Consider the following 24,962-nt stretch of genomic DNA (forward strand, 5'->3'; position numbering starts at 1 on the left):
CTGCTCACAGGAGGGTTACATGGCTGGCTGGCATCTCGATACCAAAATGGCGCAGGATATTGTGGCACGCACCATGCGCATCATTGATACCAATATCAACGTAATGGATGCCCGTGGGCGCATTATTGGCAGTGGCGATCGTGAGCGTATTGGGGAATTGCACGAAGGGGCGCTGCTGGTGCTCTCCCAGGGGCGGGTGGTGGACATCGACGATGCGGTGGCGAAACACCTGCACGGTGTCCGTCAGGGCATCAATTTACCGCTGCGTCTTGAGGGGGAAATTGTCGGCGTTATCGGCCTGACCGGCGAGCCGGAGTCGCTGCGAAAATATGGCGAACTGGTCTGTATGACGGCGGAGATGATGCTTGAGCAGTCGCGCCTGATGCATCTGCTCGCCCAGGACAGTCGTCTGCGTGAAGAGCTGGTGATGAACCTGATTCAGGCGGATGAGCATACCCCTGCACTCAATGAATGGGCGCAGCGCCTGGGAATCGATCTGAATCAGCCGCGCGTCGTGGCGGTAATTGAGGTGGACAGCGGCCAGCTTGGCGTCGACAGTGCGATGGCTGAGCTGCAGCAGCTGCAAAATGCGCTGGCGACACCGGAACGCGATAACCTGGTGGCGATTGTCTCTCTGACGGAAATGGTGGTGCTCAAGCCCGCGCTGAACGCGTTCGGGCGCTGGGATGCAGAAGATCATCGTCGTCGCGTGGAGCAGTTGATAGCCCGCATGAAGGAGAATGGTCAGCTTCGTTTTCGCGTCGCGCTGGGCAATTACTTCACCGGTCCGGGCAGTATTGCCCGCTCCTGGCGTACTGCCCGCACCACCATGATGGTGGGTAAGCAGCGGATGCCGGAAAGCCGCAGTTATTTCTACCAGGATCTGATGCTCCCGGTACTGCTCGACAGCCTGCGCGGTGGCTGGCAGGCCAATGAGCTGGCACGTCCGTTAGCGCGCCTGAAGGCGATGGACAATAACGGTCTGCTGCGTCGGACGCTGCAGGCGTGGTTCCGTCATAACGTACAGCCGCTGGCAACGTCGAAAGCGCTGTTTATACATCGTAATACGCTGGAATATCGACTGAACCGGATTTCGGAGCTGACAGGGCTGGATCTGGGGAGCTTTGACGACAGGCTGCTGCTTTATGTGGCGTTACAGCTCGATGAGCAGAGATGAGTGAAATACGGCCTGATGCCCTTACTCCATCCCTTTCCACGGGAGAGGGCGCAAACACTAAAACGGCAATCAAAGATTGCCGTTTTGCGTTTATTTCCGGGTAAGCTTTTCAAGATCCGCTTCGATTTCGCTAATCTTGTTGGTGACAACGCTTTCAAGGTGACGCAGATCGTCGAGGATCTTACGTTTGAGATCGACTTCAGTGCGGTCGCGCTGACAGATCTGATCGAGTTCATCGATCACATAGCGCAGATTAGGGCTGATTTCCTGAACTTCTTTGTATCCCTGTCCTACACCGTCAGCGACGACGGTCTTACGCTGGCGTGGATATTTAAACTTCACGCTCTTGGCGAAAAACTCTCCTTTGTCCTTGTGAAAATAGATTTTCAGAATGTCGTTATTAGCTTCCTGGCGAAGGCTGTAACGATCAATTTCATCAGGATTGGTAATGCCCAGACTTTTCAGATTATCGTACATAGCGGTACCCTTGATCTCAACATAACCTTTGAATAATTAACGAAAAAATCTATTTTCGCCACCCTGAGATATGAAAAAAGCGGGGTGGCCCCCGCTTTTTGTTATATCCGATTAATCGATGGTGCGCAGCAACTCATTGATGCCCACCTTACCGCGGGTTTTCGCATCAACTTTCTTCACGATAACCGCACAGTACAGGCTGTACTTGCCATCTTTTGACGGCAGGTTGCCGGAGACCACAACGGAACCGGCCGGCACGCGACCGTAGTGAATTTCACCGGTCTCACGATCGTAAATACGGGTGCTCTGACCGATGTAAACGCCCATCGAGATAACGGAGCCTTCCTCAACGATCACGCCTTCCACCACTTCAGAGCGCGCACCGATGAAGCAGTTATCTTCGATGATGGTTGGGTTAGCCTGCAGTGGCTCCAGTACACCACCGATACCCACGCCGCCGGACAGGTGAACGTTTTTACCGATCTGCGCGCAGGAGCCGACGGTTGCCCAGGTATCCACCATGGAGCCTTCGTCTACGTAAGCACCGATGTTAACGTAGGAGGGCATCAGCACGGTGTTACGCGCGATGAACGCACCCTGACGTACGGCCGCTGGCGGTACTACGCGGAAGCCTTCTTTCTGGAAGCGAGCTTCGTCGTAGTCATCGAATTTCATGGGGACTTTATCGAAGTAGCGGCTTTCTGCTCCGTCGATAACCTGGTTATCATTGATACGGAAAGAGAGCAGCACGGCTTTCTTCAGCCATTGATGAGTTACCCACTGACCGTCGATTTTTTCTGCTACACGTAGCGCGCCGGAATCCAGCAGAGAAATAACCTGATTAACCGCTTCACGGGTAACGGTATCCACATTTGCCGGAGTAATCTCGGCGCGACGCTCAAAAGCGGACTCAATAACGTTCTGTAACTGCTGCATTGTTTACTCTTTCCATTTCACTAAAAAACACGTCACCCTTTATCGTTTGGATTGAGGGCTGCTGTCAACCGTTGTTGCACTTCAAGTTGCAGGTCATTATTAAGGGCACGCCGGTCGGCGGTGGCGATTATAAATAAATCTTCTACTCGTTCGCCAATGGTTGTAATTCTGGCCCCGTGAAGCGAAATTCCCAGATCGGCAAAAACCTGGCCGACGCGGGCGAGCAGCCCAGGCTGGTCGAGCGCGATCAGCTCCAGGAACGATTTACGATCGGTGTGGGTCGGCAGGAAATTGACCTCGGTATCGACGGTAAAGTGGCGTAATTTCGACGGCTGACGACGCGGCTGCGGTGGCTGCCAGCTGCGCTGGGTGATCGCCTGTTCCAGGCCAAAACGTATCCCTTCATGGCGGTCCGACGACAGCGGGCTTCCGTCTGGCTCCAGAACAATAAAGGTGTCCATCGCCATGCCGTCCCGGGTGGTGAAAATCTGCGCGTCGTGAACGCTCAGGTTACGCCTGTCCAGTTCGGCACAAACCGCAGCAAACAGATAAGGCCGATCCGGGCTCCAGATAAAGATCTCTGTACCGCCGCGCGTGGCCTGCGGACTGAGGAGGATCATCGGCTGCGACAAATCATGCTGAAGCAGATGTCGCGCATGCCAGGCAAGCTGGTTTGGGCTGTGGCGGACAAAATAGTTGGCACGACAGCGCGCCCAAATCTGATGCAGCGCCTCTTCATCAATGTTATCCATCCGCAACAGCGCCAGCGCCTGCAGCTGATGATGGCGTACACGCTCGCGCATGTCCGGGGTGTTTTGCATCCCGCGGCGCAGCTGTTTTTCGGTGGCAAAGTATAACTCGCGCAACAGGCTTTGCTTCCAGCTGTTCCACAGTGTTTCGTTGGTGGCACAAATATCGGCTACCGTCAGGCAGACCAGATAGCGCAGGCGGTTTTCCGTCTGAACCTCTTCTGCAAACTGCTTGATGACCTCCGGATCCTGAATGTCACGACGCTGCGCGGTGACGGACATCAGCAGGTGGTGGCGTACCAGCCAGGCAACCAGCTGCGTCTCGCGAGAGTTCAGTCCATGCAGTTCGGCAAATTTCAGCACGTCCTGTGCGCCGAGCACCGAGTGGTCACCGCCGCGACCTTTGGCGATGTCGTGGAACAGGGCGGCAATCAGGATCAGTTCCGGGTGGGTAAGACGTGGCCACAGTTCGACGCACAGTGGGTGACGTGAGCGTGTCTCTTCTCTGGCAAAGCTCTCCAGCTTGAGCATGACGCGGATCGTGTGTTCATCCACCGTGTAGGCGTGGAACAGATCGAACTGCATCTGCCCGACGATATGTGACCACTGCGGCATATAGGCCCACAGCACGCTGTGGCGATGCATCGGCAGAAGCCCTCGGCTGACGGCACCCGGATGGCGCAACATACTGAGAAAAAGGGATCGGGCTTCCGGGATATAGCACAGTGGCTGCGTCAGATGACGGCGCGCATGGCGCAGATGACGCAGCGTTGTGGAGTAGATCCCGGTGATCGTGCTGTTGCGAACCATGGTGTAGAACATCCGCAGGATCGCTTCCGGCTCACGGATAAACAGCGTTTCGTCGCGCAGATCGATAAGCGTGCCGCGCAGCTGGAATTCATCATCGATCGGCCGCGGTTTTTCGTCTGCCGTCAGGGCCAGGATCGCTTCGTCGAACAGCTGCAGCAGCATCTGGTTCAGTTCAGTGACGCGACGGGTAACGCGGAAGAAATCCTTCATCATGTGCTCAACCGGCTCGTTACCTTCACCGCGGTAGTTGAGGCGCTGCGCCACGCTGAGCTGACGGTCAAACAGCAGACGGTTATCGTAGCGGCTAAGCTCGAGATGTAGGGCAAAACGGATCCGCCAGAGCAGGTGCAGACACTCATTCAGCTCGTTTCGCTCAGCCTCGGTTAAAAAGCCGAAGCCAACCATCTCGTCCATTGAGGTGGCGCCAAAGTGGCGGCGGGCCACCCACTGCAGCGTGTGAATGTCGCGCAGTCCGCCCGGACTGCTTTTAATATCCGGCTCCAGGTTATAGCTGGTGCCGTGGTAGCGCTGGTGACGCTGATTCTGCTCCTCGACCTTCGCGGCGAAGAATTTTTCTGAAGGCCAGAAGCCGTCGCTGAAAATGTGTTTTTGCAGCTCCAGGAACAGCGCGACGTCGCCAATCAACAGGCGGGTTTCAATCAGGTTGGTGGCGACGGTCAGGTCAGATAATCCTTCGAGCAGGCACTCTTCCAGCGTGCGCACGCTGTGGCCCACTTCAAGCTTCACATCCCACAGCAGCGTCAGCAGTTCGCCAATTTTCTGCGCCTGTTCATCCGGCAGCTTTTTGCGGCTTAAAATCAGTAAGTCGATATCGGAAAGCGGATGAAGCTCACCGCGGCCATAGCCCCCGACGGCGACCAGTGCCACGTCACTGATCTGCCCAAACCCGTAATCAATCCACAGACGCTGCAGGAGCTGGTCGATAAACTCGGTGCGTGCTTCAATGAGCTGCTCCGCGGAGATGCCGGCATCAAATGCGCTTCCGAGCCAGCGCTGGAAGACATCCATATGCGCCTTGATACCGGCGCAGGTCAGATCCTGCTGGGGCCAGACGCCCGGGTTATCGGGCTGGTCGGGTAGGGTGGGAAGTGCTGTGTTAGCATACTGTTCGGGTAAAAGATTACTCATCGTGCGCCACCCATAAGAAAAAGCTATAGCCATTAAAAAAGCCGGCATCTGCCGGCTTTTTTATCATTCATCGTGCGTGAGTATCGCCGGGATGGTGTCATCCTTGCGCAACGTCATAATTTCGCAGCCGTTGTCTGTTACCACAATAGTATGCTCGTACTGTGCAGACAAGCTTCTGTCTTTGGTTTTCACCGTCCAGCCATCTTTCATGGTGCGGATGCGGTAATCACCGGCGTTGACCATCGGCTCGATGGTGAAGGTCATGCCTTTTTGCAGTACCACGCCGCCGTCATCCGCATCATAGTGCAGAACCTGTGGCTCTTCGTGGAAGACACGGCCAATGCCGTGGCCGCAGTATTCACGCACAACGGAGAAACCTTCCGCTTCAACGAATTTCTGGATAGCGGCCCCGATGGTGCGCAGGCGAATGCCGGGTTTAACCATTTTCAGCGCCAGGTAGAGGCTTTCTTGCGTCACTTTGCACAGACGCTCGCCCAGAATCGTCGGCTTGCCCACGATGAACATCTTAGAGGTGTCACCGTGGTAGTCATCTTTAATGACCGTCACGTCGATGTTGACGATGTCGCCATCTTTGAGCAGTTTTTCGTTGTCCGGAATACCGTGACAAACCACTTCGTTAATCGAAATGCAGACGGATTTCGGGAAACCATGGTAGCCAAGGCAGGCGGAGACCGCGTGCTGCTCATTGACGATATAGTCGTTACAAATGCGGTCCAGTTCACCCGTGCTCACGCCCGGCTTCACGTACGGCTCGATCATTTCCAGCACGTCTGCGGCCAGACGACCGGCGACGCGCATCTTTTCAATTTCTTCAGGTGTCTTAATAGAGATAGCCATGTAATCTGTCCATCAGTGTCGATTTTTTCGACAATACTAGTCTAAGTGTCGTTAATGGTATCAGTCAGGCGCACCCCGTGCCAAATTGAGAATCATTAACAGCACACTCGGCCAACAACTGTTGGTTTCTGGTCGTGTTTTGTGGTATAAAGCGCGCCGGACTTCCGATCCATTTCAGATACACAGGCTGGACGGAAGCGACAAATCTCACTTTGTGTAACAACACACACGTATCGGCACATATTCCGGGGTGCCCTTCGGGGTCGGTAATATGGGATACGTGGAGGCATAACCCCAACTTTTAATATAGAGGTTTTAAACATGGCAACTGTTTCCATGCGCGACATGCTCAAGGCTGGTGTTCACTTCGGTCACCAGACCCGTTACTGGAACCCGAAAATGAAGCCTTTCATCTTCGGCGCACGTAACAAAGTTCACATCATCAACCTTGAGAAAACTGTACCAATGTTCAACGAAGCCCTGGCTGAGCTGAACAAGATCTCTTCCCGTAAAGGTAAGATTCTGTTCGTTGGTACTAAGCGCGCTGCAAGCGAAGCTGTGAAAGATGCTGCTAACAGCTGCGATCAGTTCTTCGTGAACCATCGCTGGTTGGGCGGCATGCTGACTAACTGGAAAACCGTTCGTCAGTCCATCAAGCGCCTGAAAGATCTGGAAACCCAGTCTCAGGACGGTACTTTCGACAAGCTGACTAAGAAAGAAGCGCTGATGCGCACTCGTGAACTGGACAAGCTGGAAAACAGCCTGGGCGGTATCAAAGATATGGGCGGCCTGCCAGACGCGCTGTTCGTAATCGATGCAGACCACGAGCACATCGCAATCAAAGAAGCTAACAACCTGGGTATCCCGGTATTCGCTATCGTTGATACCAACTCCGATCCGGACGGTGTTGACTTCGTTATCCCGGGTAACGACGACGCAATCCGTGCTGTTAGCCTGTACCTGAGCGCTGTAGCTGCTACCGTTCGTGAAGGCCGTTCCCAGGATCTGGCTTCTCAGGCGGAAGAAAGCTTCGTAGAAGCTGAATAATAAGGTTTCACCCCTTATTAGTACCGTGTATGAATAGGGGCCAATTATCGGCCCCTTTTTTCAATTTACACTGTTTGGCCTCAGGCCGGGCAGTTCACATCTCCCGAGGATTTAAGAATGGCTGAAATTACCGCATCCCTGGTAAAAGAGCTGCGCGAGCGTACTGGCGCAGGCATGATGGATTGCAAAAAAGCGCTGACTGAAGCGAACGGCGACATCGAGCTGGCAATCGAAAACATGCGTAAATCCGGTGCGATCAAAGCAGCTAAAAAAGCAGGCAACGTTGCTGCTGACGGCGTGATCATCACTAAGATCGACGGCAACTACGGCATCATCCTGGAAGTTAACTGCCAGACTGACTTCGTTGCTAAAGATGGTGGTTTCCAGGCATTTGCTAACAAAGTTCTGGACGCAGCTGTTGCGGGCAAAATCACTGACGTTGAAGTTCTGAAAGCACAGTTCGAAGAAGAACGTGTTGCTCTGGTTGCTAAAATCGGTGAGAACATCAACATCCGTCGTGTTGCTTCTCTGGAAGGCGACGTTCTGGGTTCATACCAGCACGGTGCACGTATCGGTGTTCTGGTTGCGGCTAAAGGCGCTGATGAAGAGCTGGTTAAACAGCTGGCTATGCACATCGCTGCAAGCAAACCAGAATTCGTTAAGCCAGAAGACGTGTCTGCTGAAGTGGTAGAGAAAGAGTACCAGGTTCAGCTGGACATCGCGATGCAGTCTGGTAAGCCAAAAGAAATCGCAGAGAAAATGGTTGAAGGCCGCATGAAGAAATTCACCGGCGAAGTTTCTCTGACTGGCCAGCCATTCGTTATGGATCCAAGCAAGTCTGTTGCTCAGCTGCTGAAAGAGCACAACGCTGACGTGACTGGCTTCATCCGCTTCGAAGTGGGCGAAGGCATCGAGAAAGTTGAGACTGACTTCGCAGCAGAAGTTGCTGCAATGTCCAAGCAGTCTTAATGATTGAAAAGGAGCCGCCTGAGGGCGGCTTCTTTTTGTCACCCGTCACACGAAATCAGACAGGCTCCAGTATCCCTGTGCTGATATGCGACATATCATGTCGCCAGAATTAACCCCCATCTTAATCGTTGACAGTCTCAGGAAAGAAACATGGCTACCAATGCAAAACCCGTGTACAAACGCATTCTGCTTAAGCTGAGTGGCGAAGCGCTGCAGGGATCGGAAGGCTTCGGTATTGACGCAAGCATCCTTGACCGCATGGCACAGGAAATCAAAGAACTGGTCGAACTGGGTATTCAGGTTGGCGTGGTCATTGGCGGTGGCAACCTTTTCCGTGGTGCTGGTCTGGCGAAAGCGGGGATGAACCGCGTTGTGGGCGACCACATGGGTATGCTGGCAACCGTGATGAATGGCCTGGCAATGCGTGATGCGCTTCATCGCGCCTATGTGAACGCCCGCCTGATGTCCGCAATCCCATTGAATGGCGTCTGCGATAACTACAGCTGGGCAGAGGCGATTAGCCTGCTGCGCAACAACCGCGTGGTGATCCTCTCCGCCGGTACGGGTAACCCGTTCTTTACTACCGATTCCGCTGCCTGCCTGCGCGGTATCGAGATCGAAGCCGATGTGGTTCTGAAAGCGACCAAAGTGGATGGCGTGTTTACTGCCGACCCGGCAAAAGATCCGTCTGCCACCATGTACGATCAGCTGAGCTACAGCGAAGTGCTGGAAAAAGAGCTGAAAGTGATGGATCTTGCCGCCTTTACGCTGGCTCGTGACCACAAACTGCCGATCCGTGTCTTCAACATGAACAAACCTGGCGCACTGCGTCGCGTGGTCATGGGTGAAAAAGAAGGCACTTTGATCACGGAATAATTTCCGTCGGCGATAAATACAGGTAAGATTCCGCTTTATTTTGTAGTGGTATCTTACCTGGGCGCGCCTTTGGCGTTGTCAGAATTAAACGCGACTATACTTAGCACACCTGTAGCGCTGTGCTGGCGGATAGTCTGCCTGAGACAAGTTTTCAAGGATTCGTAACGTGATTAACGAAATCAGAAAAGATGCTGAAGTACGCATGGAAAAATGCGTAGAAGCGTTCAAAACCCAAATCAGCAAAATCCGTACTGGCCGTGCTTCCCCAAGCCTGCTGGATGGCATCATCGTAGAATACTACGGCACGCCAACGCCACTGCGTCAGCTTGCGAGTGTTACCGTTGAAGATACCCGTACGCTGAAAATCAACGTCTTCGATCGTTCTATGAGCCCAGCGGTTGAGAAAGCGATCATGGCGTCTGACCTGGGTCTGAACCCAAGCTCTGCGGGCGCTGACATTCGCGTTCCACTGCCTCCACTGACTGAAGAACGTCGTAAAGACCTGATCAAAGTTGTTCGTGGTGAAGCTGAGCAGGGTCGCGTATCCGTGCGTAACGTACGTCGTGATGCGAACGATAAACTCAAAGCGCTGCTGAAAGAAAAAGAGATCAGTGAAGATGACGATCGTCGTTCTCAGGACGACATTCAGAAGATGACGGATGCTGCGATCAAGAAAATTGATGCGGCGCTGGCAGATAAAGAAGCGGAACTGATGCAGTTCTGATTTCTGTCGTACACTGATAAACGCCGTTCAGAAGGACTTCGGGTCTTGCTGGCGGCGTTTTGCTTTTATCTGGTCTAACTTTTTTCGGGCATCTCATGAAGCATTTAACACTCCTTGGCTCAACCGGCTCTATCGGTTGCAGCACTCTCGACGTTGTTCGCCATAATCCTGAACATTACACCGTGACCGCGCTGGTGGCCGGTAAGAATGTGCAGCGTATGATCGAACAGTGCCTGGAGTTTACGCCTCGCTATGCGGTTATGGATGACGAAGAGAGCGCCCGCCTGCTCACCGCGCAGTTGCGTGAGAAAGGCTGTCGTACCGAGGTCCTGAGCGGCCAGCAGGCGGCCTGCGACATGGCTGCGCTGGATGAGGTTGATCAGGTCATGGCGGCAATCGTCGGGGCTGCAGGGCTGCTACCGACGCTTGCCGCTATTGATGCCGGTAAAGAGGTCCTGCTGGCTAACAAAGAGTCGCTAGTGACCTGCGGACGTCTCTTTATGGAGGCGGTGAAGCAGCGCGGGGCGCGTCTTTTACCGGTCGATAGCGAGCACAACGCGATTTTTCAGAGTTTACCGCAACCTTTTCAACAGAACCTGGGGTACGCTGACCTGGAGCAGAATGGCGTTGTATCGATTTTGCTTACCGGGTCAGGTGGCCCGTTCCGTGAAAAGCCACTGTCTGAACTGAGCGCAATGACGCCTGAGCAGGCGTGCCGTCATCCGAACTGGTCAATGGGGCGTAAAATCTCCGTTGACTCCGCCACCATGATGAACAAAGGTCTGGAATACATTGAAGCGCGCTGGCTGTTCAATGCGTCGGCGAAACAGATGGAAGTGCTGATCCACCCGCAATCGGTGATTCACTCGATGGTGCGCTATCAGGATGGCAGCGTCCTTGCGCAACTGGGCGAACCGGACATGCGCACGCCTATCGCGCATGCCATGGCGTGGCCGAATCGGGTGAAGTCCGGGGCGAAACCGCTCGATTTTTGCAAGCTGAGTTCACTGACCTTTAGCGAACCGGACTACGATCGTTATCCGTGTCTGAAGCTTGCGATGAAAGCCTTTGACCAAGGGCAGGCGGCGACGACGGCACTTAATGCAGCTAATGAAATTACCGTTGAGGCATTTCTGAATCAGCAGATCCGATTTACCGATATTGCGACGTTGAATTTATCGGTACTGGAAATGATGGATTTGCGCGAACCACAAAGCGTGGAAGAGGTGCTGGCGGTGGATGCACAGGCTCGCGTTATTGCACGTAAGCAGGTGACACGCCTCGCAAGCTGGTGATAAAGCAAGCACTAGTGGTTGTGCTATTTGTTAGCGTTGGGCTTCAGTGATATAGTCTGCGCCACCTGATCGCAGGTATTTGACTTTACGTGGTCAGGTAAGCCGTGGTTTGACACGGCTTTTTTACGTATAGGCTTCAGTATTCCTGAGTACCGTTAAATCCTTTTCAGGGACCAAAAACGCGTTATGTTGTCTGCGAATCAACCAATAAGCGAAAACTTGCCAGCTCATGGCTGCCGTCATGTAGCAATCATTATGGATGGCAACGGCCGCTGGGCGAAAAGACAAGGGAAGATACGAGCCTTTGGGCATAAAGCTGGGGCGAAATCTGTTCGCCGCGCCGTTTCTTTTGCCGCCAATAACGGCATTGATGCGTTAACGCTCTATGCTTTTAGCAGTGAAAACTGGAATCGACCGCCGCAGGAAGTGACCGCGTTGATGGAATTGTTTGTGTGGGCGCTCGATAGCGAAGTAAAAAGCCTGCACCGCCACAACGTCCGTCTGCGTATTATCGGCGAAACCAGTCGTTTTAACTCACGTTTGCAGGAACGGATTCGTAAAGCAGAAGCGCTGACTGAAAATAATACCGGTCTGACGCTCAATATCGCGGCGAATTACGGTGGACGCTGGGATATTATCCAGGGCGTTCGGCATCTGGCCGAACAGGTTCAGGAAGGGCTGTTGAGACCCGACCAAATTGATGAAGAGGCGCTGAGTAAGCAAATCTGCATGAATGAACTGGCACCTGTGGATTTGGTAATTAGGACAGGGGGAGAACATCGCATCAGTAACTTTTTGCTGTGGCAAATTGCCTACGCCGAACTTTACTTTACTGATGTTCTTTGGCCCGATTTTGATGAACAAGACTTTGAAGGTGCGCTGCATGCCTTTGCCAATCGAGAGCGTCGTTTCGGCGGCACCGAGCCAGGTGGCGACAAAGCCTGATGGGGGTAGCTTTTGCTGAAGTATCGCCTGATTTCCGCTTTTGTATTAATACCCATTGTCATTGCGGCGCTGTTTTTACTGCCCCCGGTGGGATTCGCTATTTTGACGCTGGTGGTCTGCATGCTCGCCGCGTGGGAATGGGGTCAGTTTAGCGGCTTTACCTCACGCACTCAGCGGGTATGGCTGGCGGTACTCTGTGGCTTTATCCTGGCCCTGATGCTGTTTACCTTGCCTGAATATCACCATGATATTCATCAACCGCTGGTTGCCGGTTCCCTTTGGATATCGCTGGGCTGGTGGGTTGCCGCGCTGCTGTTGGTGCTTTTTTACCCAGGTTCCGCGGCATTCTGGCGTAATTCAAAAGTGTTGCGTCTTATTTTTGGCCTGCTCACAATTGTTCCTTTTTTCTGGGGTATGGTCGCACTGCGCGCCTGGCACTATGACGAAAACCACTACAGCGGCGCGATCTGGCTGCTTTATGTGATGATTCTCGTCTGGGGGGCTGACTCTGGGGCCTATATGTTTGGTAAACTGTTTGGCAAACATAAACTGGCGCCAAAAGTGTCTCCGGGCAAAACCTGGCAAGGATTCATCGGCGGCCTGTTTACGGCAGCAATCATTTCCTGGGGCTATGGCGTCTGGGCGAATCTTGAAGTGGCACCGTCAATACTGCTGGTGTGCTCTATTTTTGCTGCGCTGGCCTCGGTACTCGGTGATTTAACCGAAAGTATGTTTAAGCGTGAAGCAGGGATTAAGGACAGCGGACACCTGATTCCAGGACATGGCGGTATACTGGATCGCATTGATAGCCTGACAGCGGCTGTTCCAGTGTTTGCGTGCTTGCTTTTACTGGTATTCGGGACGATTTAACGGAAGGTTTTATGCTGAGCATTCTCTGGAATCTGGCGGCGTTCATTGTTGCACTGGGTGTACTGATTACCGTGCATGAATTTGGCCATTTCTGGGTTGCTCGCCGTTGCGGTGTGCGGGTAGAGCGGTTTTCCATCGGTTTTGGTAAATCACTCTGGACGCGCACTGACCGCCACGGCACAGAATTTGTCATCGCTCTTATCCCGCTTGGCGGCTACGTTAAGATGCTCGACGAACGCGTTGAGCCTGTCGCCCCTGAGCTACGACACAGCGCATTCAACAACAAAACCGTTGGACAACGCGCCGCCATCATCGCTGCCGGGCCGGTAGCCAACTTCATCTTTGCTGTTTTCGCCTACTGGCTGGTGTTTATCATCGGCGTGCCTGGCGTGCGTCCGGTTGTAGGTGAAATTGCGCCTGATTCCATCGCGGCGAGTGCGCAAATTACGCCGGGGATGGAACTTAAAGCGATTGATGGCATCGAAACCCCTGATTGGGATGCCGTGCGTCTGCAGCTGGTAGCCAAAATTGGCGATCGGCAGACAACATTCAGCGTGTCGCCGTTTGGTTCTGACCAGCGGCAGGACAAAGTGCTCGATTTACGTCACTGGCGTTTCGAGCCAGACAAAGAAGATCCCGTCTCTGCGCTGGGCATTCGTCCACGCGGTGCGCAGATTGAGCCGGTATTAGCCGAAGTACAGGCAAACTCGGCTGCCAGCAAAGCAGGTTTGCAAGCGGGCGACAGGATCGTTAAAGTCGATGGTCAACCATTAACAGAGTGGATGACCTTTGTTACTCTGGTGCGCGATAATCCGGGCACGTCGCTCGCGCTGGAAGTTGAAAGGCAGGGCAGTCCGCTTTCGCTGACGCTGACTCCGGATACGAAGTCGGTCGGCAAAAAGGCAGAAGGGTTTGCAGGCGTTGTGCCGAAAGTCATCCCGCTGCCAGATGAGTACAAGACAATACGCCAGTATGGGCCGTTCAGCGCCATCCTTGAAGCCACGGATAAAACATGGCAACTGATGAAGCTGACGGTAAACATGTTGGGGAAATTGATAACCGGTGATGTGAAACTGAACAACCTCAGTGGGCCAATTTCAATAGCTCAGGGGGCTGGGATGTCAGCGGAGTTCGGGGTGATTTACTATCTCATGTTTCTTGCGCTCATTAGCGTGAACCTTGGGATAATCAACCTGTTCCCGCTTCCCGTTTTAGACGGGGGTCATCTGCTGTTTTTGGCGATTGAAAAGCTAAAAGGCGGGCCGGTATCCGAGCGAGTTCAAGACTTTAGTTATCGCATTGGCTCGATTTTGCTGGTGCTGTTAATGGGGCTTGCACTTTTCAATGATTTCTCTCGGTTGTAAGAGAGTTAGTTAGGAAGAACGCATAATAACGATGGCGATGAAAAAGTTGCTCATAGCGTCGCTGCTGTTTAGCAGCGCCACCGTATACGGTGCTGACGGGTTCGTAGTGAAAGACATTCATTTCGAAGGCCTTCAGCGTGTCGCCGTTGGTGCGGCCCTCCTCAGTATGCCTGTGCGCCCCGGCGATACGGTTAATGATGATGACATCAGTAACACCATCCGTGCTCTGTTTGCCACTGGCAACTTCGAGGATGTCCGCGTCCTGCGCGATGGTGATACGCTTCTGGTTCAGGTAAAAGAACGTCCGACGATCGCCAGTATCACCTTCTCCGGTAACAAGTCGGTGAAAGATGACATGCTCAAGCAGAACCTTGAAGCATCTGGCGTACGTGTGGGGGAATCCCTGGACCGCACAACCCTTTCAGACATAGAAAAAGGTCTGGAAGACTTCTATTACAGCGTGGGTAAATACAGTGCCAGCGTGAAAGCGGTTGTGACGCCGTTGCCACGTAACCGTGTTGACCTGAAACTGGTCTTCCAGGAAGGTGTTTCTGCGAAGATCCAGCAGATCAACATCGTGGGTAACCACGCGTTCAGCACCGATGAACTGATCTCTACGTTCCAGCTGCGCGACGAAGTGCCATGGTGGAACGTGGTGGGCGATCGTAAATACCAGAAGCAGAAACTGGCGGGCGACCTTGAAACCCTGCGCAGCTACTATCTGGATCGCGGTTATGCCCGTTTCAACATCGACTCGACTCAGGTCAGTCTGACGCCAGACAAGAAAGGCATCTACATTACGATTAACATCACAGAAGGCGATCAGTACAAGCTTTCTGGTGTTGACGTGAGTGGTAACCTGGCAGGCCATTCTGCTGAGATCGAATCGCTGACCAAAATTCAGCCGGGCGAGCTGTATAGCGGGTCTAAAGTGACCAAAATGGAAGACAGCATTAAGAAGCTGCTCGGCCGCTATGGTTATGCTTATCCGCGTGTACAAACTCAGCCTGAAATCAACGACGCGGATAAAACTGTGAAGCTTCACGTTAACGTTGATGCGGGTAACCGTTTCTACGTGCGTAAGATCCGCTTCGAAGGTAACGACACCTCTAAAGATTCTGTCCTGCGTCGCGAGATGCGTCAGATGGAAGGCGCATGGTTAGGTAGCGACCTTGTTGACCAGGGTAAAGAGCGTCTGAACCGTCTGGGCTATTTCGAAACGGTTGATACCGATACCCAGCGTGTTCCGGGCAGCCCGGATCAGGTTGATGTCGTTTATAAAGTCAAAGAGCGTAACACCGGTAGCTTTAACTTCGGTGTGGGCTACGGTACTGAAAGTGGCGTCAGCTTCCAGGTCGGCGTACAGCAGGATAACTGGCTGGGTACGGGTTACTCCGTAGGTATCAACGGTACCAAAAACGACTACCAGACCTACTCTGAGTTCTCTGTTACCAACCCATACTTCACCGTAGATGGTGTGAGCCTGGGCGGTCGTATCTTCTATAACGACTTTAAAGCAGATGACGCGGATCTGTCTTCTTACACCAACAAGAGCTACGGTGTAGATGGCACGCTCGGCTTCCCGGTTAACGAATACAACTCGCTGCGCGCTGGTTTAGGTTATGTGCATAACGACCTGTCCAACATGCAACCGCAGGTGGCGATGTGGCGTTATCTGGACTCTATTGGCCAGTCAACCAGTAAAAATGGGGACAACAACGGCTTTGCTGCTGATGACTTCACCTTCAACTATGGCTGGACCTATAACCGTCTCGACCGTGGTTACTTCCCGACGGAAGGTTCTCGTGTCAACCTGAACGGTAAAGTGACCGTTCCGGGTTCTGATAACGAGTTCTACAAGGTAACGCTGGACACCGCGTCCTACTTCCCAATTGATGACGACCACAAGTGGGTAGTCCTGGGTCGTACCCGTTGGGGCTATGGCGATGGTTTAGGTGGCAAAGAACTGCCATTCTATGAGAACTTCTACGCCGGTGGTTCCAGCACCGTCCGTGGCTTCCAGTCCAACAACATTGGTCCGAAAGCGGTCTATTACGGCGGTAACGACACCGATAACTGTAATAAATCGTCGTCTTCTGAAGTCTGTAGCTCTGATGATGCGGTGGGCGGTAACGCCATGGCCGTTGCCAGCCTGGAGTTCATCACACCAACGCCGTTCATCAGTGATAAATACGCAAACTCAGTCCGTACATCCATCTTCTGGGATGCCGGTACTGTATGGGATACCAACTGGGAGAATACTGCCCAGATGCGTGCGGCAGGCGTACCAGACTACAGCGATCCGAGCAATATTCGCATGTCTGCAGGTATCGCATTACAATGGATGTCACCGCTGGGGCCGTTGGTCTTCTCTTACGCCCAGCCGTTTAAGAAATACGATGGAGACAAAGCGGAGCAATTCCAGTTTAACATTGGTAAAACCTGGTAATAATCCGCTGCAATGGAATGCGTTGGCAGTGTAGCGCTGACAACTGGCGATCGGTAACACGATCGCCTTGCCACGCAAAGAACGGTACCTTCTGGTGCCAATGGGATGGTAAGGAGTTAATTGTGAAAAAGTGGTTATTAGCTGCAGGTCTCGGTTTAGCGATGGCAACCTCTGCTCAGGCAGCAGACAAAATTGCAATCGTCAACATGGGTAATTTGTTCCAGCAGGTTGCACAGAAAACAGGTGTTTCTGCGACGCTGGAAAACGAATTCAAAGGCCGTGCAAGCGAACTGCAGGGTATGGAAAACGATCTTCAGTCCAAAATGCAGCGTCTGCAGCGTGATGGTTCTACCATGAAAGCGAGCGACCGTAGCAAGCTGGAAAAAGACGTAATGGCTCAGCGTCAGACGTTCTCCCAGAAAGCGCAGGCTTTCGAGCAGGATCGTCAGCGTCGTTCTAACGAAGAGCGTGGCAAGCTGGTGACTCGCATTCAGACTGCTGTTAAAGCAGTTGCTGCCGATCAGAGCATCGATCTGGTTGTTGATGCGAATGCCGTTGCTTTCAACAGCAGCGATGTTAAAGACATCACCGCTGATGTTCTGAAACAGGTTAAATAAGTAATGCCTTCAATTCGACTGGCTGATTTAGCTCAGCAGTTGGATGCAGAATTACACGGTGATGGCGATCTCGTCATCACCGCTGTTGCGTCCATGCAATCTGCTAAAGCCGGCACTATTACCTTCATGGTAAGCCCTAAGTACCGTGAGCAACTGGCTCAATGCCAGGCGTCAGCTGTTGTTCTGACGCAGGACGATCTTCCGTTTGCCACTGGAAGCGCGTTGGTAGTGAAAAATCCCTACCTGACGTATGCACGCATGGCACAAATTCTTGATTCCACGCCGCAGCCGGCGCAGGACATTGCTGCCAGTGCAGCGATTGATCCGACGGCTCAGCTTGGTCACAACGTGGCAGTTGGCGCAAATGCCGTTATCGAATCTGGCGTGGTGCTGGGCGATAACGTTGTCATTGGCCCAGGTTGCTTCGTTGGGAAAAATACGAAAATCGGCGCCGGGACCCGTTTATGGGCCAACGTGTCTGTTTACCATGAAGTAGAAATTGGCGAAAATTGCCTCATTCAGTCCAGCACAGTGATTGGTTCTGATGGCTTTGGCTACGCTAACGATCGTGGTAATTGGGTTAAGATCCCACAGCTTGGTCGCGTGATTATCGGCGATCGTGTTGAGATCGGTGCTTGTACCACCATTGACCGTGGTGCACTTGACGATACGATTATTGGCAATGGTGTTATCATCGATAATCAGTGCCAGATTGCGCATAACGTTGTGATTGGCGACAATACCGCGGTTGCGGGTGGCGTTATCATGGCGGGCAGCCTGAAAATTGGCCGTTACTGCATGATCGGCGGTGCGAGCGTGATTAATGGCCATATGGAAATATGCGACAAGGTGACCGTGACAGGAATGGGCATGGTAATGCGTCCTATCACCGAACCTGGCGTCTATTCCTCTGGCATCCCGCTGCAACCCAACAAGGTATGGCGTAAAACAGCTGCTCTGGTGATGAATATTGATGATATGAGCAAGCGACTCAAGTCTCTTGAGCGCAAAATCGATCAACAAGACTAAGCGTTCATCCGTTTAATGCTATATTCCCCGGCCTGTCGGCTTTCTTATAAACCGGCAGGCCGTGTTATTATTTTTATCAGTACATTTTGACAGGAAGAGTATTTTGACTACTGACACTCATACTCTGCATATTGAAGAGATTTTAGAACTTCTGCCGCACCGCTACCCGTTTTTGCTGGTAGACCGTGTGCTGGATTTTGAAGAAGGTCGTTTTCTGCGCGCAGTGAAAAATGTTTCCGTGAACGAGCCGTTCTTCCAGGGACACTTCCCGGGTAAACCTATCTTCCCGGGTGTGTTGATTCTGGAAGCGATGGCACAGGCTACCGGTATTCTTGCGTTTAAAAGCGTGGGCAAACTGGAGCCGGGTGAGCTGTACTACTTCGCGGGTATCGATGAAGCGCGCTTCAAGCGTCCTGTCGTGCCTGGTGATCAGATGATCATGGAAGTCACTTTTGAAAAAACGCGTCGCGGCCTGACTCGCTTCAAAGGCGTAGCTCTGGTTGACGGCAAAGTTGTTTGCGAAGCGACTATGATGTGTGCTCGTAGCCGGGAGTCTTGATACGTGATTGATAAATCCGCCTTTATTCATCCTACCGCCATTGTGGAAGTCGGTGCCATTATTGGTGCTAACGTCCATATTGGCCCATTTTGTATTGTTGGACCCCATGTCGAAATTGGTGAGGGTACAGTACTGAAATCTCACGTTGTCGTGAATGGTCATACGACTATTGGCTGCAATAACGAGATCTATCAGTTCGCTTCCATCGGCGAAGTAAACCAGGATCTTAAATATGCTGGTGAGTCGACCCGTCTGGAAATCGGCGATCGTAACCGCATTCGCGAAAGCGTCACCATTCATCGTGGAACAGTACAGGGTGGTGGATTGACGAAGGTGGGCAGCGACAACCTGTTTATGGTTAATGCGCATATCGCGCACGACTGTACGGTAGGTAACCGCTGTATTCTTGCCAACAACGCAACGCTGGCAGGACACGTATCGGTAGATGATTTCGCAATTATTGGCGGCATGACCGCAGTCCATCAGTTCTGCATCATTGGTGCACACGTGATGGTCGGCGGATGCTCCGGTGTGGCGCAGGATGTCCCACCGTTCGTCATTGCGCAGGGTAACCATGCCACGCCGTTTGGCGTGAACATCGAAGGCCTCAAGCGTCGTGGCTTTAGTCGCGAAGCGATTACTGCAATCCGCAACGCGTACAAACTGTTGTACCGTAGCGGTAAAACGCTGGAAGAGGCGAAGCCGGAAATTGCCGAGCTGGCGGAGAAGCACCCTGAAGTGAACGAGTTCATGACGTTCTTTGACCGTTCCACAAGGGGTCTGATTCGTTAATGGTCGACAGTCGTCCGCTTACGATAGCCCTGGTCGCCGGAGAAACCTCCGGCGATATTCTTGGTGCAGGTCTTATCCGTGCGCTCAAGGCCCGGGTACCCAATGCGCGCTTTGTAGGCGTTGCTGGCCCGTTGATGCAGGCCGAAGGCTGTGAAGCCTGGTATGAAATGGAAGAGCTGGCTGTGATGGGCATCGTTGAGGTGCTGGGTCGCCTGCGCCGTCTGCTGCACATTCGTGCCGATCTCACCCGTCGCTTTACCGAACTCAAACCCGATGTGTTTGTCGGTATCGATGCACCGGATTTCAACATTACCCTCGAAGGGAATCTGAAGCAGAAGGGCATCAAAACCATTCATTATGTCAGTCCGTCCGTCTGGGCGTGGCGACAGAAACGCGTTTTCAAAATCGGACGGTCAACCAACCTGGTGCTGGCTTTTCTGCCTTTCGAAAAAGCGTTTTACGACAAATTTAATGTCCCGTGCCGTTTTATCGGTCATACCATGGCGGATGCAATGCCGCTGGATCCGGATAAAAACGCGGCGCGCGATGTGCTGGGTATTCCTCATGATGCGCACTGTCTGGCACTGCTGCCCGGTAGCCGTGGTGCAGAAGTCGAGATGCTCAGCGCGGACTTCCTGAAAACGGCGCAAATCCTTCGCAAGACCTATCCTGACCTCGAAGTGGTTGTGCCGCTGGTGAATGCAAAACGTCGCGAGCAGTTTGAGCGCATCAAGGCGGACGTTGCTCCGGATCTCCATGTTCATCTGCTGGACGGGAAGGGCCGTGAGGCGATGGTCGCAAGCGACGCCGCACTGCTGGCCTCGGGCACCGCTGCGCTGGAGTGTATGCTGGCGAAGTGCCCGATGGTGGTTGGCTATCGCATGAAGCCGTTCACCTTCTGGCTGGCGAAACGTCTGGTGAAAACGGACTATGTCTCTCTGCCAAACCTGCTTGCCGGGCGCGAGCTGGTAAAAGAGCTTCTGCAGGATGAGTGCGAGCCGCAGGCGCTGGCCGATGCGTTGTTACCGCTACTGGCCGACGGCAAAACCAGCCACCAGATGCATGATACGTTCCGCGAACTGCATCAGCAGATACGCTGTAATGCCGATGAACAAGCGGCTGAAGCGGTGCTGGAGTTAGCAAAATGATGGAATTTATTTATCCTCACACCCACCTCGTGGCGGGTGTGGACGAAGTCGGTCGTGGCCCGTTAGTGGGTGCAGTGGTGACCGCTGCGGTGATCCTCGATCCTGCTCGCCCGATTATCGGGTTAAACGACTCTAAAAAATTGTCTGAAAAGCGCCGTCTGGCGCTGTTTAGTGAGATTCAGGAAAAGGCGCTGGCCTGGAGCCTGGGGCGTGCAGAGCCGCATGAGATCGACGAACTCAATATTTTGCATGCCACTATGCTGGCGATGCAGCGTGCAGTGGCGGGTCTGAAAATTACCCCGGAGTATGTCCTGATTGACGGAAACCGCTGCCCTGCGTTGCCGATGCCGTCAATGGCGGTGGTGAAAGGCGATAGCCGGGTCGCAGAAATCAGTGCGGCTTCTATCATTGCCAAAGTGACGCGTGATGCCGAAATGGCCGCGCTGGACCTCACTTACCCTCAGTATGGCTTCGCCCAGCATAAGGGTTATCCAACGGCCTTTCATCTGGAAAGGCTGGCTGAACATGGCGCAACTGAACATCACCGACGCAGCTTTGGCCCGGTGAAACGCGCGCTGGGACTGGTGTCCTGAATCAATACGCAAGCAATTAAGTAACGCGGAATCTGAAGATGGCTGAACCACGTTTCGTACACCTGCGGGTGCATAGCGACTACTCCATGATCGATGGGCTGGCGAAGATCGGGCCGCTGGTAAAAAAGGCGGCCTCGCTTGGCATGCCTGCGCTGGCGATCACCGATTTTACCAACCTGTGTGGCCTGGTGAAGTTCTACGGAGCGGCACATGGTGCGGGGATGAAACCCATCATTGGCGCGGATTTTCACGTCCAAAGCGATCTTATCGGCGATGAATTGACGCAAATCTCCGTGTTAGCGATGAATAATGTGGGGTATCAAAACCTTACTCTGCTTATCTCCAAAGCCTATCAGCGCGGCTATGGCGCACTGGGGCCGTGGATCGACCGGGACTGGCTGGCTGAGCTGAATGACGGGCTGCTGCTGATCTCCGGCGGCCGTATGGGTGATGTCGGCAAATGTCTGCTGCGTGGCAACAGTGCGCTGGTGGATCAGTGCGTGTCGTTCTATGAAGAACATTTCCCGGATCGTTACTACCTTGAGCTGATCCGCACCGGTCGGCAGGACGAAGAGAGTTACCTGCACGCCGCGGTTGCGCTGGCTGAAGAACGCGGCCTGCCCGTGGTGGCAACCAATGACGTGCGTTTCCTTGAGCCTGGCGATTTTGACGCGCATGAGATTCGCGTCGCGATCCATGATGGCTTCACGCTTGACGATCCGAAACGTCCGCGTAACTACTCGACGCAGCAGTACATGCGCAATGAAGAAGAGATGTGCGAACTCTTCTCCGATATCCCGGAAGCGCTGGAGAACAGCGTTGAGATAGCCAAACGCTGTAACGTCACCGTGCGCCTTGGCGAATACTTCCTGCCGCAGTTCCCGACCGGGGACATGACCACGGAAGACTTCCTGGTCATGAAGTCAAAAGAAGGCCTCGAAGAGCGTCTGGAATTCCTCTTCCCGGATGAAGAAGAGCGTAAAAAGCGTCGTCCGGAGTATGACGAGCGCCTGGATATTGAACTCCAGGTGATCAACCAGATGGGTTTCCCGGGCTACTTCCTGATCGTTATGGAGTTTATCCAGTGGTCGAAGGATAACGGCGTACCGGTTGGACCGGGGCGTGGCTCCGGTGCGGGCTCGCTGGTGGCCTATGCACTCAAAATTACCGACCTCGACCCGCTGGAATTTGACCTGCTGTTCGAACGTTTCCTTAACCCGGAACGTGTCTCGATGCCCGACTTTGACGTCGACTTCTGCATGGAGAAACGCGACCAGGTTATTGAACACGTGGCGGACATGTACGGCCGCGACGCGGTATCGCAGATTATTACCTTCGGTACGATGGCAGCGAAAGCGGTTATTCGCGACGTTGGCCGTGTACTGGGGCATCCGTACGGTTTTGTCGATCGTATCTCTAAACTGGTGCCACCTGACCCAGGTATGACGCTGGCAAAAGCGTTTGAAGCTGAACCACAGCTGCCAGAAATCTACGAAGCCGATGAAGAAGTTAAAGCGCTGATCGACATGGCCCGCAAGCTGGAAGGCGTCACGCGTAACGCCGGTAAGCATGCGGGTGGGGTGGTTATCGCGCCGACCAAAATCACCGATTTTGCGCCGCTATACTGCGATGAAGCGGGCCAGCATCCGGTCACCCAGTTTGACAAGAACGACGTCGAATACGCCGGGCTGGTGAAGTTTGACTTCCTCGGTCTGCGTACGCTCACCATCATCAACTGGGCGCTGGAGATGATCAACGCCCGTCGCGAGAAGAACGGCGAGCCGCCGCTGGATATCGCGGCCATCCCGCTTGATGATAAGAAAAGTTTCGACATGCTGCAGCGCTCGGAGACCACCGCCGTCTTCCAGCTTGAATCCCGCGGCATGAAAGATTTGATTAAGCGCCTGCAGCCTGACTGCTTCGAAGATATGATCGCACTGGTGGCCCTGTTCCGTCCGGGCCCGCTACAGTCAGGGATGGTAGATAACTTTATCGACCGTAAGCACGGGCGTGAAGAGATTTCCTATCCGGATGTGCAGTGGCAGCACGAGTGCCTGAAGCCCGTTCTGGAGCCAACCTACGGCATTATCCTGTACCAGGAACAGGTTATGCAGATTGCCCAGGTGCTCTCTGGCTACACCCTTGGCGGCGCGGACATGCTGCGTCGTGCGATGGGTAAGAAAAAGCCGGAAGAGATGGCCAAGCAGCGCGGCACTTTCGAAGAAGGCGCAAGAAAAAACGGTATTGATGGCGAGCTGGCGATCAAAATCTTTGACCTGGTAGAGAAATTCGCCGGGTACGGATTTAACAAATCCCACTCTGCAGCCTATGCTTTGGTCTCTTACCAGACGCTGTGGCTGAAAGCGCACTATCCTGCTGAATTTATGGCGGCGGTTATGACTGCCGATATGGACAACACCGAGAAGGTGGTTGGCCTGGTCGATGAGTGCTGGCGCATGGGGCTTAAGATCCTGCCGCCGGATATCAACTCCGGTCTCTATCATTTCCACGTCAATGAGCACGGGGAAATTGTTTACGGGATTGGCGCGATAAAAGGCGTGGGTGAAGGCCCGATTGAGGCAATCCTCGAAGCGCGTAACAACGGCGGTTATTTCCGCGAGTTGTTCGATCTTTGCGCCCGTACGGACACCAAAAAACTGAACCGCCGCGTGCTCGAAAAACTGATCATGTCCGGCGCGTTCGACAGGCTGGGGCCGCATCGTGCCGCGCTGATGAACTCTCTCGGCGATGCGCTGAAAGCGGCGGATCAGCACGCCAAAGCGGAAGCGATCGGTCAGGCGGATATGTTTGGCGTACTGGCGGAAGAGCCAGAGCAGATAGAGCAGTCTTATGCCAGCTGCCAGCCGTGGCCAGAACAGGTGGTGCTGGATGGAGAGCGTGAAACGTTAGGCTTATACCTGACGGGGCACCCCATCACCCAGTACATCAAAGAAATTGAGCGCTATGTCGGAGGCTACAGGCTGAAAGACATGCATCCGACAGAACGTGGTAAAATCACCACGGCTGCGGGGCTCGTGATTGCTGCAAGGGTTATGGTCACCAAGCGCGGCAATCGTATCGGCATCTGTACGTTGGATGACCGTTCCGGGCGTCTGGAGGTGATGTTGTTCACCGACGCGCTGGATAAATACCAGCATTTGCTGGAAAAAGACCGCATACTTATCGTCAGCGGACAGGTCAGCTTTGATGACTTCAGTGGGGGGCTTAAAATGACCGCCCGCGAAGTGATGGACATTGACGAAGCCCGGGAAAAATATGCTCGCGGGCTTGCTATCTCGCTGACGGACAGGCAAATTGATGACCAGCTTTTAAACCGACTCCGTCAGTCTCTGGAACCCCACCGCTCGGGGACAATTCCAGTACATCTCTACTATCAGAGGGCGGATGCACGTGCGCGGTTGCGCTTTGGTGCAACGTGGCGTGTCTCTCCGAGCGATCGTTTACTTAACGATCTCCGTGGCCTCATTGGTTCGGAGCAGGTGGAACTGGAGTTTGACTAATACAGGAA

The 24,962-nt window shown here is 53.5% G+C and carries 21 protein-coding genes; 17 read left to right on the forward strand and 4 right to left on the reverse strand.

The window, feature by feature from the left end; genetic code table 11:
- Positions 1–19 precede the first annotated feature (19 nt).
- Entirely contained in the window at positions 20–1,177 is a 1,158-nt protein-coding gene (gene cdaR, locus HV340_RS03825; RefSeq protein ID WP_020882613.1) for a DNA-binding transcriptional regulator CdaR, read from the forward strand.
- Between the two features lie 90 nt (positions 1,178–1,267).
- Here the strand turns inward: cdaR and HV340_RS03830 are convergent, their stop codons facing one another.
- From HV340_RS03830 to map, 4 genes are all read right to left on the reverse strand, one after another.
- Positions 1,268–1,654 (reverse strand): DUF3461 family protein, encoded by a 387-nt coding sequence (locus tag HV340_RS03830; protein WP_014168696.1) that lies wholly within the window; start codon positions 1,652–1,654, stop codon positions 1,268–1,270.
- Positions 1,655–1,765: 111 nt separating this feature from the next.
- Positions 1,766–2,590: a 2,3,4,5-tetrahydropyridine-2,6-dicarboxylate N-succinyltransferase gene (gene dapD / locus HV340_RS03835; RefSeq protein WP_181216294.1), complete on the reverse strand. Its 825-nt coding sequence runs from the start codon at positions 2,588–2,590 to the stop codon at positions 1,766–1,768.
- 32 nt (positions 2,591–2,622) lie between these two features.
- The gene (glnD, locus tag HV340_RS03840) at positions 2,623–5,298 is read right to left on the reverse strand and encodes a bifunctional uridylyltransferase/uridylyl-removing protein GlnD (RefSeq protein WP_020882615.1); all 2,676 of its coding nucleotides are present in this window, start codon (positions 5,296–5,298) and stop codon (positions 2,623–2,625) included.
- A 63-nt stretch (positions 5,299–5,361) separates the two neighbouring features.
- The gene (map, locus tag HV340_RS03845; RefSeq protein ID WP_014168699.1) at positions 5,362–6,156 is read right to left on the reverse strand and encodes a type I methionyl aminopeptidase; all 795 of its coding nucleotides are present in this window, start codon (positions 6,154–6,156) and stop codon (positions 5,362–5,364) included.
- A 321-nt stretch (positions 6,157–6,477) separates the two neighbouring features.
- Here map and rpsB point away from each other — a divergent pair, with 321 nt between their 5' ends.
- The 16 genes from rpsB to dnaE all read left to right on the forward strand — a co-directional run bounded on the left by rpsB (position 6,478) and on the right by dnaE (position 24,954).
- On the forward strand, positions 6,478–7,203 hold the full coding sequence (gene rpsB / locus HV340_RS03850; protein ID WP_003856207.1) for a 30S ribosomal protein S2: 726 nt from the start codon (positions 6,478–6,480) through the stop codon (positions 7,201–7,203).
- A gap of 117 nt (positions 7,204–7,320) precedes the next feature.
- Positions 7,321–8,172: a translation elongation factor Ts gene (gene tsf, locus HV340_RS03855; protein WP_008501911.1), complete on the forward strand. Its 852-nt coding sequence runs from the start codon at positions 7,321–7,323 to the stop codon at positions 8,170–8,172.
- Positions 8,173–8,322: 150 nt separating this feature from the next.
- Positions 8,323–9,048, forward strand: coding sequence for a UMP kinase (pyrH, locus tag HV340_RS03860; RefSeq protein ID WP_003856194.1), 726 nt, complete (start codon positions 8,323–8,325; stop codon positions 9,046–9,048).
- A 166-nt stretch (positions 9,049–9,214) separates the two neighbouring features.
- The gene (gene frr / locus HV340_RS03865; protein WP_014168702.1) at positions 9,215–9,772 is read left to right on the forward strand and encodes a ribosome recycling factor; all 558 of its coding nucleotides are present in this window, start codon (positions 9,215–9,217) and stop codon (positions 9,770–9,772) included.
- Between the two features lie 95 nt (positions 9,773–9,867).
- Positions 9,868–11,067 (forward strand): 1-deoxy-D-xylulose-5-phosphate reductoisomerase, encoded by a 1,200-nt coding sequence (gene ispC / locus HV340_RS03870; protein ID WP_063925636.1) that lies wholly within the window; start codon positions 9,868–9,870, stop codon positions 11,065–11,067.
- Between the two features lie 186 nt (positions 11,068–11,253).
- A complete protein-coding gene (gene ispU / locus HV340_RS03875) occupies positions 11,254–12,012 on the forward strand; it encodes a (2E,6E)-farnesyl-diphosphate-specific ditrans,polycis-undecaprenyl-diphosphate synthase (protein WP_014168704.1) in 759 nt (252 codons plus the stop codon).
- 12 nt (positions 12,013–12,024) lie between these two features.
- The gene (gene cdsA / locus HV340_RS03880) at positions 12,025–12,882 is read left to right on the forward strand and encodes a phosphatidate cytidylyltransferase (protein ID WP_014168705.1); all 858 of its coding nucleotides are present in this window, start codon (positions 12,025–12,027) and stop codon (positions 12,880–12,882) included.
- 11 nt (positions 12,883–12,893) lie between these two features.
- Positions 12,894–14,246: a sigma E protease regulator RseP gene (rseP, locus tag HV340_RS03885; protein ID WP_020882618.1), complete on the forward strand. Its 1,353-nt coding sequence runs from the start codon at positions 12,894–12,896 to the stop codon at positions 14,244–14,246.
- A gap of 31 nt (positions 14,247–14,277) precedes the next feature.
- Entirely contained in the window at positions 14,278–16,695 is a 2,418-nt protein-coding gene (bamA, locus tag HV340_RS03890) for an outer membrane protein assembly factor BamA (protein WP_014168707.1), read from the forward strand.
- Positions 16,696–16,817: 122 nt separating this feature from the next.
- Complete coding sequence (gene skp, locus HV340_RS03895) at positions 16,818–17,312, forward strand: molecular chaperone Skp (protein ID WP_020882619.1); 495 nt, start codon at positions 16,818–16,820, stop codon at positions 17,310–17,312.
- Between the two features lie 3 nt (positions 17,313–17,315).
- A complete protein-coding gene (lpxD, locus tag HV340_RS03900) occupies positions 17,316–18,341 on the forward strand; it encodes a UDP-3-O-(3-hydroxymyristoyl)glucosamine N-acyltransferase (RefSeq protein WP_014168709.1) in 1,026 nt (341 codons plus the stop codon).
- A gap of 103 nt (positions 18,342–18,444) precedes the next feature.
- Complete coding sequence (gene fabZ / locus HV340_RS03905) at positions 18,445–18,900, forward strand: 3-hydroxyacyl-ACP dehydratase FabZ (protein ID WP_010426706.1); 456 nt, start codon at positions 18,445–18,447, stop codon at positions 18,898–18,900.
- A 3-nt stretch (positions 18,901–18,903) separates the two neighbouring features.
- Complete coding sequence (gene lpxA / locus HV340_RS03910; protein ID WP_020882620.1) at positions 18,904–19,692, forward strand: acyl-ACP--UDP-N-acetylglucosamine O-acyltransferase; 789 nt, start codon at positions 18,904–18,906, stop codon at positions 19,690–19,692.
- Positions 19,692–20,840, forward strand: a complete 1,149-nt coding sequence (lpxB, locus tag HV340_RS03915; protein ID WP_032681631.1) for a lipid-A-disaccharide synthase — start codon at positions 19,692–19,694, stop codon at positions 20,838–20,840. Before lpxA ends, lpxB begins: the two co-directional genes overlap by 1 nt.
- Positions 20,837–21,433 (forward strand): ribonuclease HII, encoded by a 597-nt coding sequence (rnhB, locus tag HV340_RS03920; protein ID WP_014168714.1) that lies wholly within the window; start codon positions 20,837–20,839, stop codon positions 21,431–21,433. The genes lpxB and rnhB overlap by 4 nt, the downstream gene beginning before the upstream one ends.
- Before the next feature lie 38 nt (positions 21,434–21,471).
- Positions 21,472–24,954 (forward strand): DNA polymerase III subunit alpha, encoded by a 3,483-nt coding sequence (dnaE, locus tag HV340_RS03925; RefSeq protein ID WP_181216295.1) that lies wholly within the window; start codon positions 21,472–21,474, stop codon positions 24,952–24,954.
- Positions 24,955–24,962 lie beyond the last annotated feature (8 nt).

The organism is Enterobacter sp. RHBSTW-00975, assembly GCF_013615235.1.
Classification (GTDB): domain Bacteria; phylum Pseudomonadota; class Gammaproteobacteria; order Enterobacterales; family Enterobacteriaceae; genus Enterobacter; species Enterobacter ludwigii.

Excerpts from the sequence above, each read along its gene's own strand:
- rpsB (WP_003856207.1), top strand. The coding sequence starts at position 6,478 with ATGGCAACTGTTTCCATGCGCGACATGCTCAAGGCTGGTGTTCACTTC.
- map (WP_014168699.1), bottom strand. The coding sequence starts at position 6,156 with ATGGCTATCTCTATTAAGACACCTGAAGAAATTGAAAAGATGCGCGTC.
- pyrH (WP_003856194.1), top strand. The coding sequence starts at position 8,323 with ATGGCTACCAATGCAAAACCCGTGTACAAACGCATTCTGCTTAAGCTG.
- dapD (WP_181216294.1), bottom strand. The coding sequence starts at position 2,590 with ATGCAGCAGTTACAGAACGTTATTGAGTCCGCTTTTGAGCGTCGCGCC.
- ispC (WP_063925636.1), top strand. The coding sequence starts at position 9,868 with ATGAAGCATTTAACACTCCTTGGCTCAACCGGCTCTATCGGTTGCAGC.
- lpxB (WP_032681631.1), top strand. The coding sequence starts at position 19,692 with ATGGTCGACAGTCGTCCGCTTACGATAGCCCTGGTCGCCGGAGAAACC.
- lpxD (WP_014168709.1), top strand. The coding sequence starts at position 17,316 with ATGCCTTCAATTCGACTGGCTGATTTAGCTCAGCAGTTGGATGCAGAA.
- tsf (WP_008501911.1), top strand. The coding sequence starts at position 7,321 with ATGGCTGAAATTACCGCATCCCTGGTAAAAGAGCTGCGCGAGCGTACT.
- glnD (WP_020882615.1), bottom strand. The coding sequence starts at position 5,298 with ATGAGTAATCTTTTACCCGAACAGTATGCTAACACAGCACTTCCCACC.
- bamA (WP_014168707.1), top strand. The coding sequence starts at position 14,278 with ATGGCGATGAAAAAGTTGCTCATAGCGTCGCTGCTGTTTAGCAGCGCC.
- cdaR (WP_020882613.1), top strand. The coding sequence starts at position 20 with ATGGCTGGCTGGCATCTCGATACCAAAATGGCGCAGGATATTGTGGCA.
- rseP (WP_020882618.1), top strand. The coding sequence starts at position 12,894 with ATGCTGAGCATTCTCTGGAATCTGGCGGCGTTCATTGTTGCACTGGGT.
- ispU (WP_014168704.1), top strand. The coding sequence starts at position 11,254 with ATGTTGTCTGCGAATCAACCAATAAGCGAAAACTTGCCAGCTCATGGC.
- dnaE (WP_181216295.1), top strand. The coding sequence starts at position 21,472 with ATGGCTGAACCACGTTTCGTACACCTGCGGGTGCATAGCGACTACTCC.
- HV340_RS03830 (WP_014168696.1), bottom strand. The coding sequence starts at position 1,654 with ATGTACGATAATCTGAAAAGTCTGGGCATTACCAATCCTGATGAAATT.
- rnhB (WP_014168714.1), top strand. The coding sequence starts at position 20,837 with ATGATGGAATTTATTTATCCTCACACCCACCTCGTGGCGGGTGTGGAC.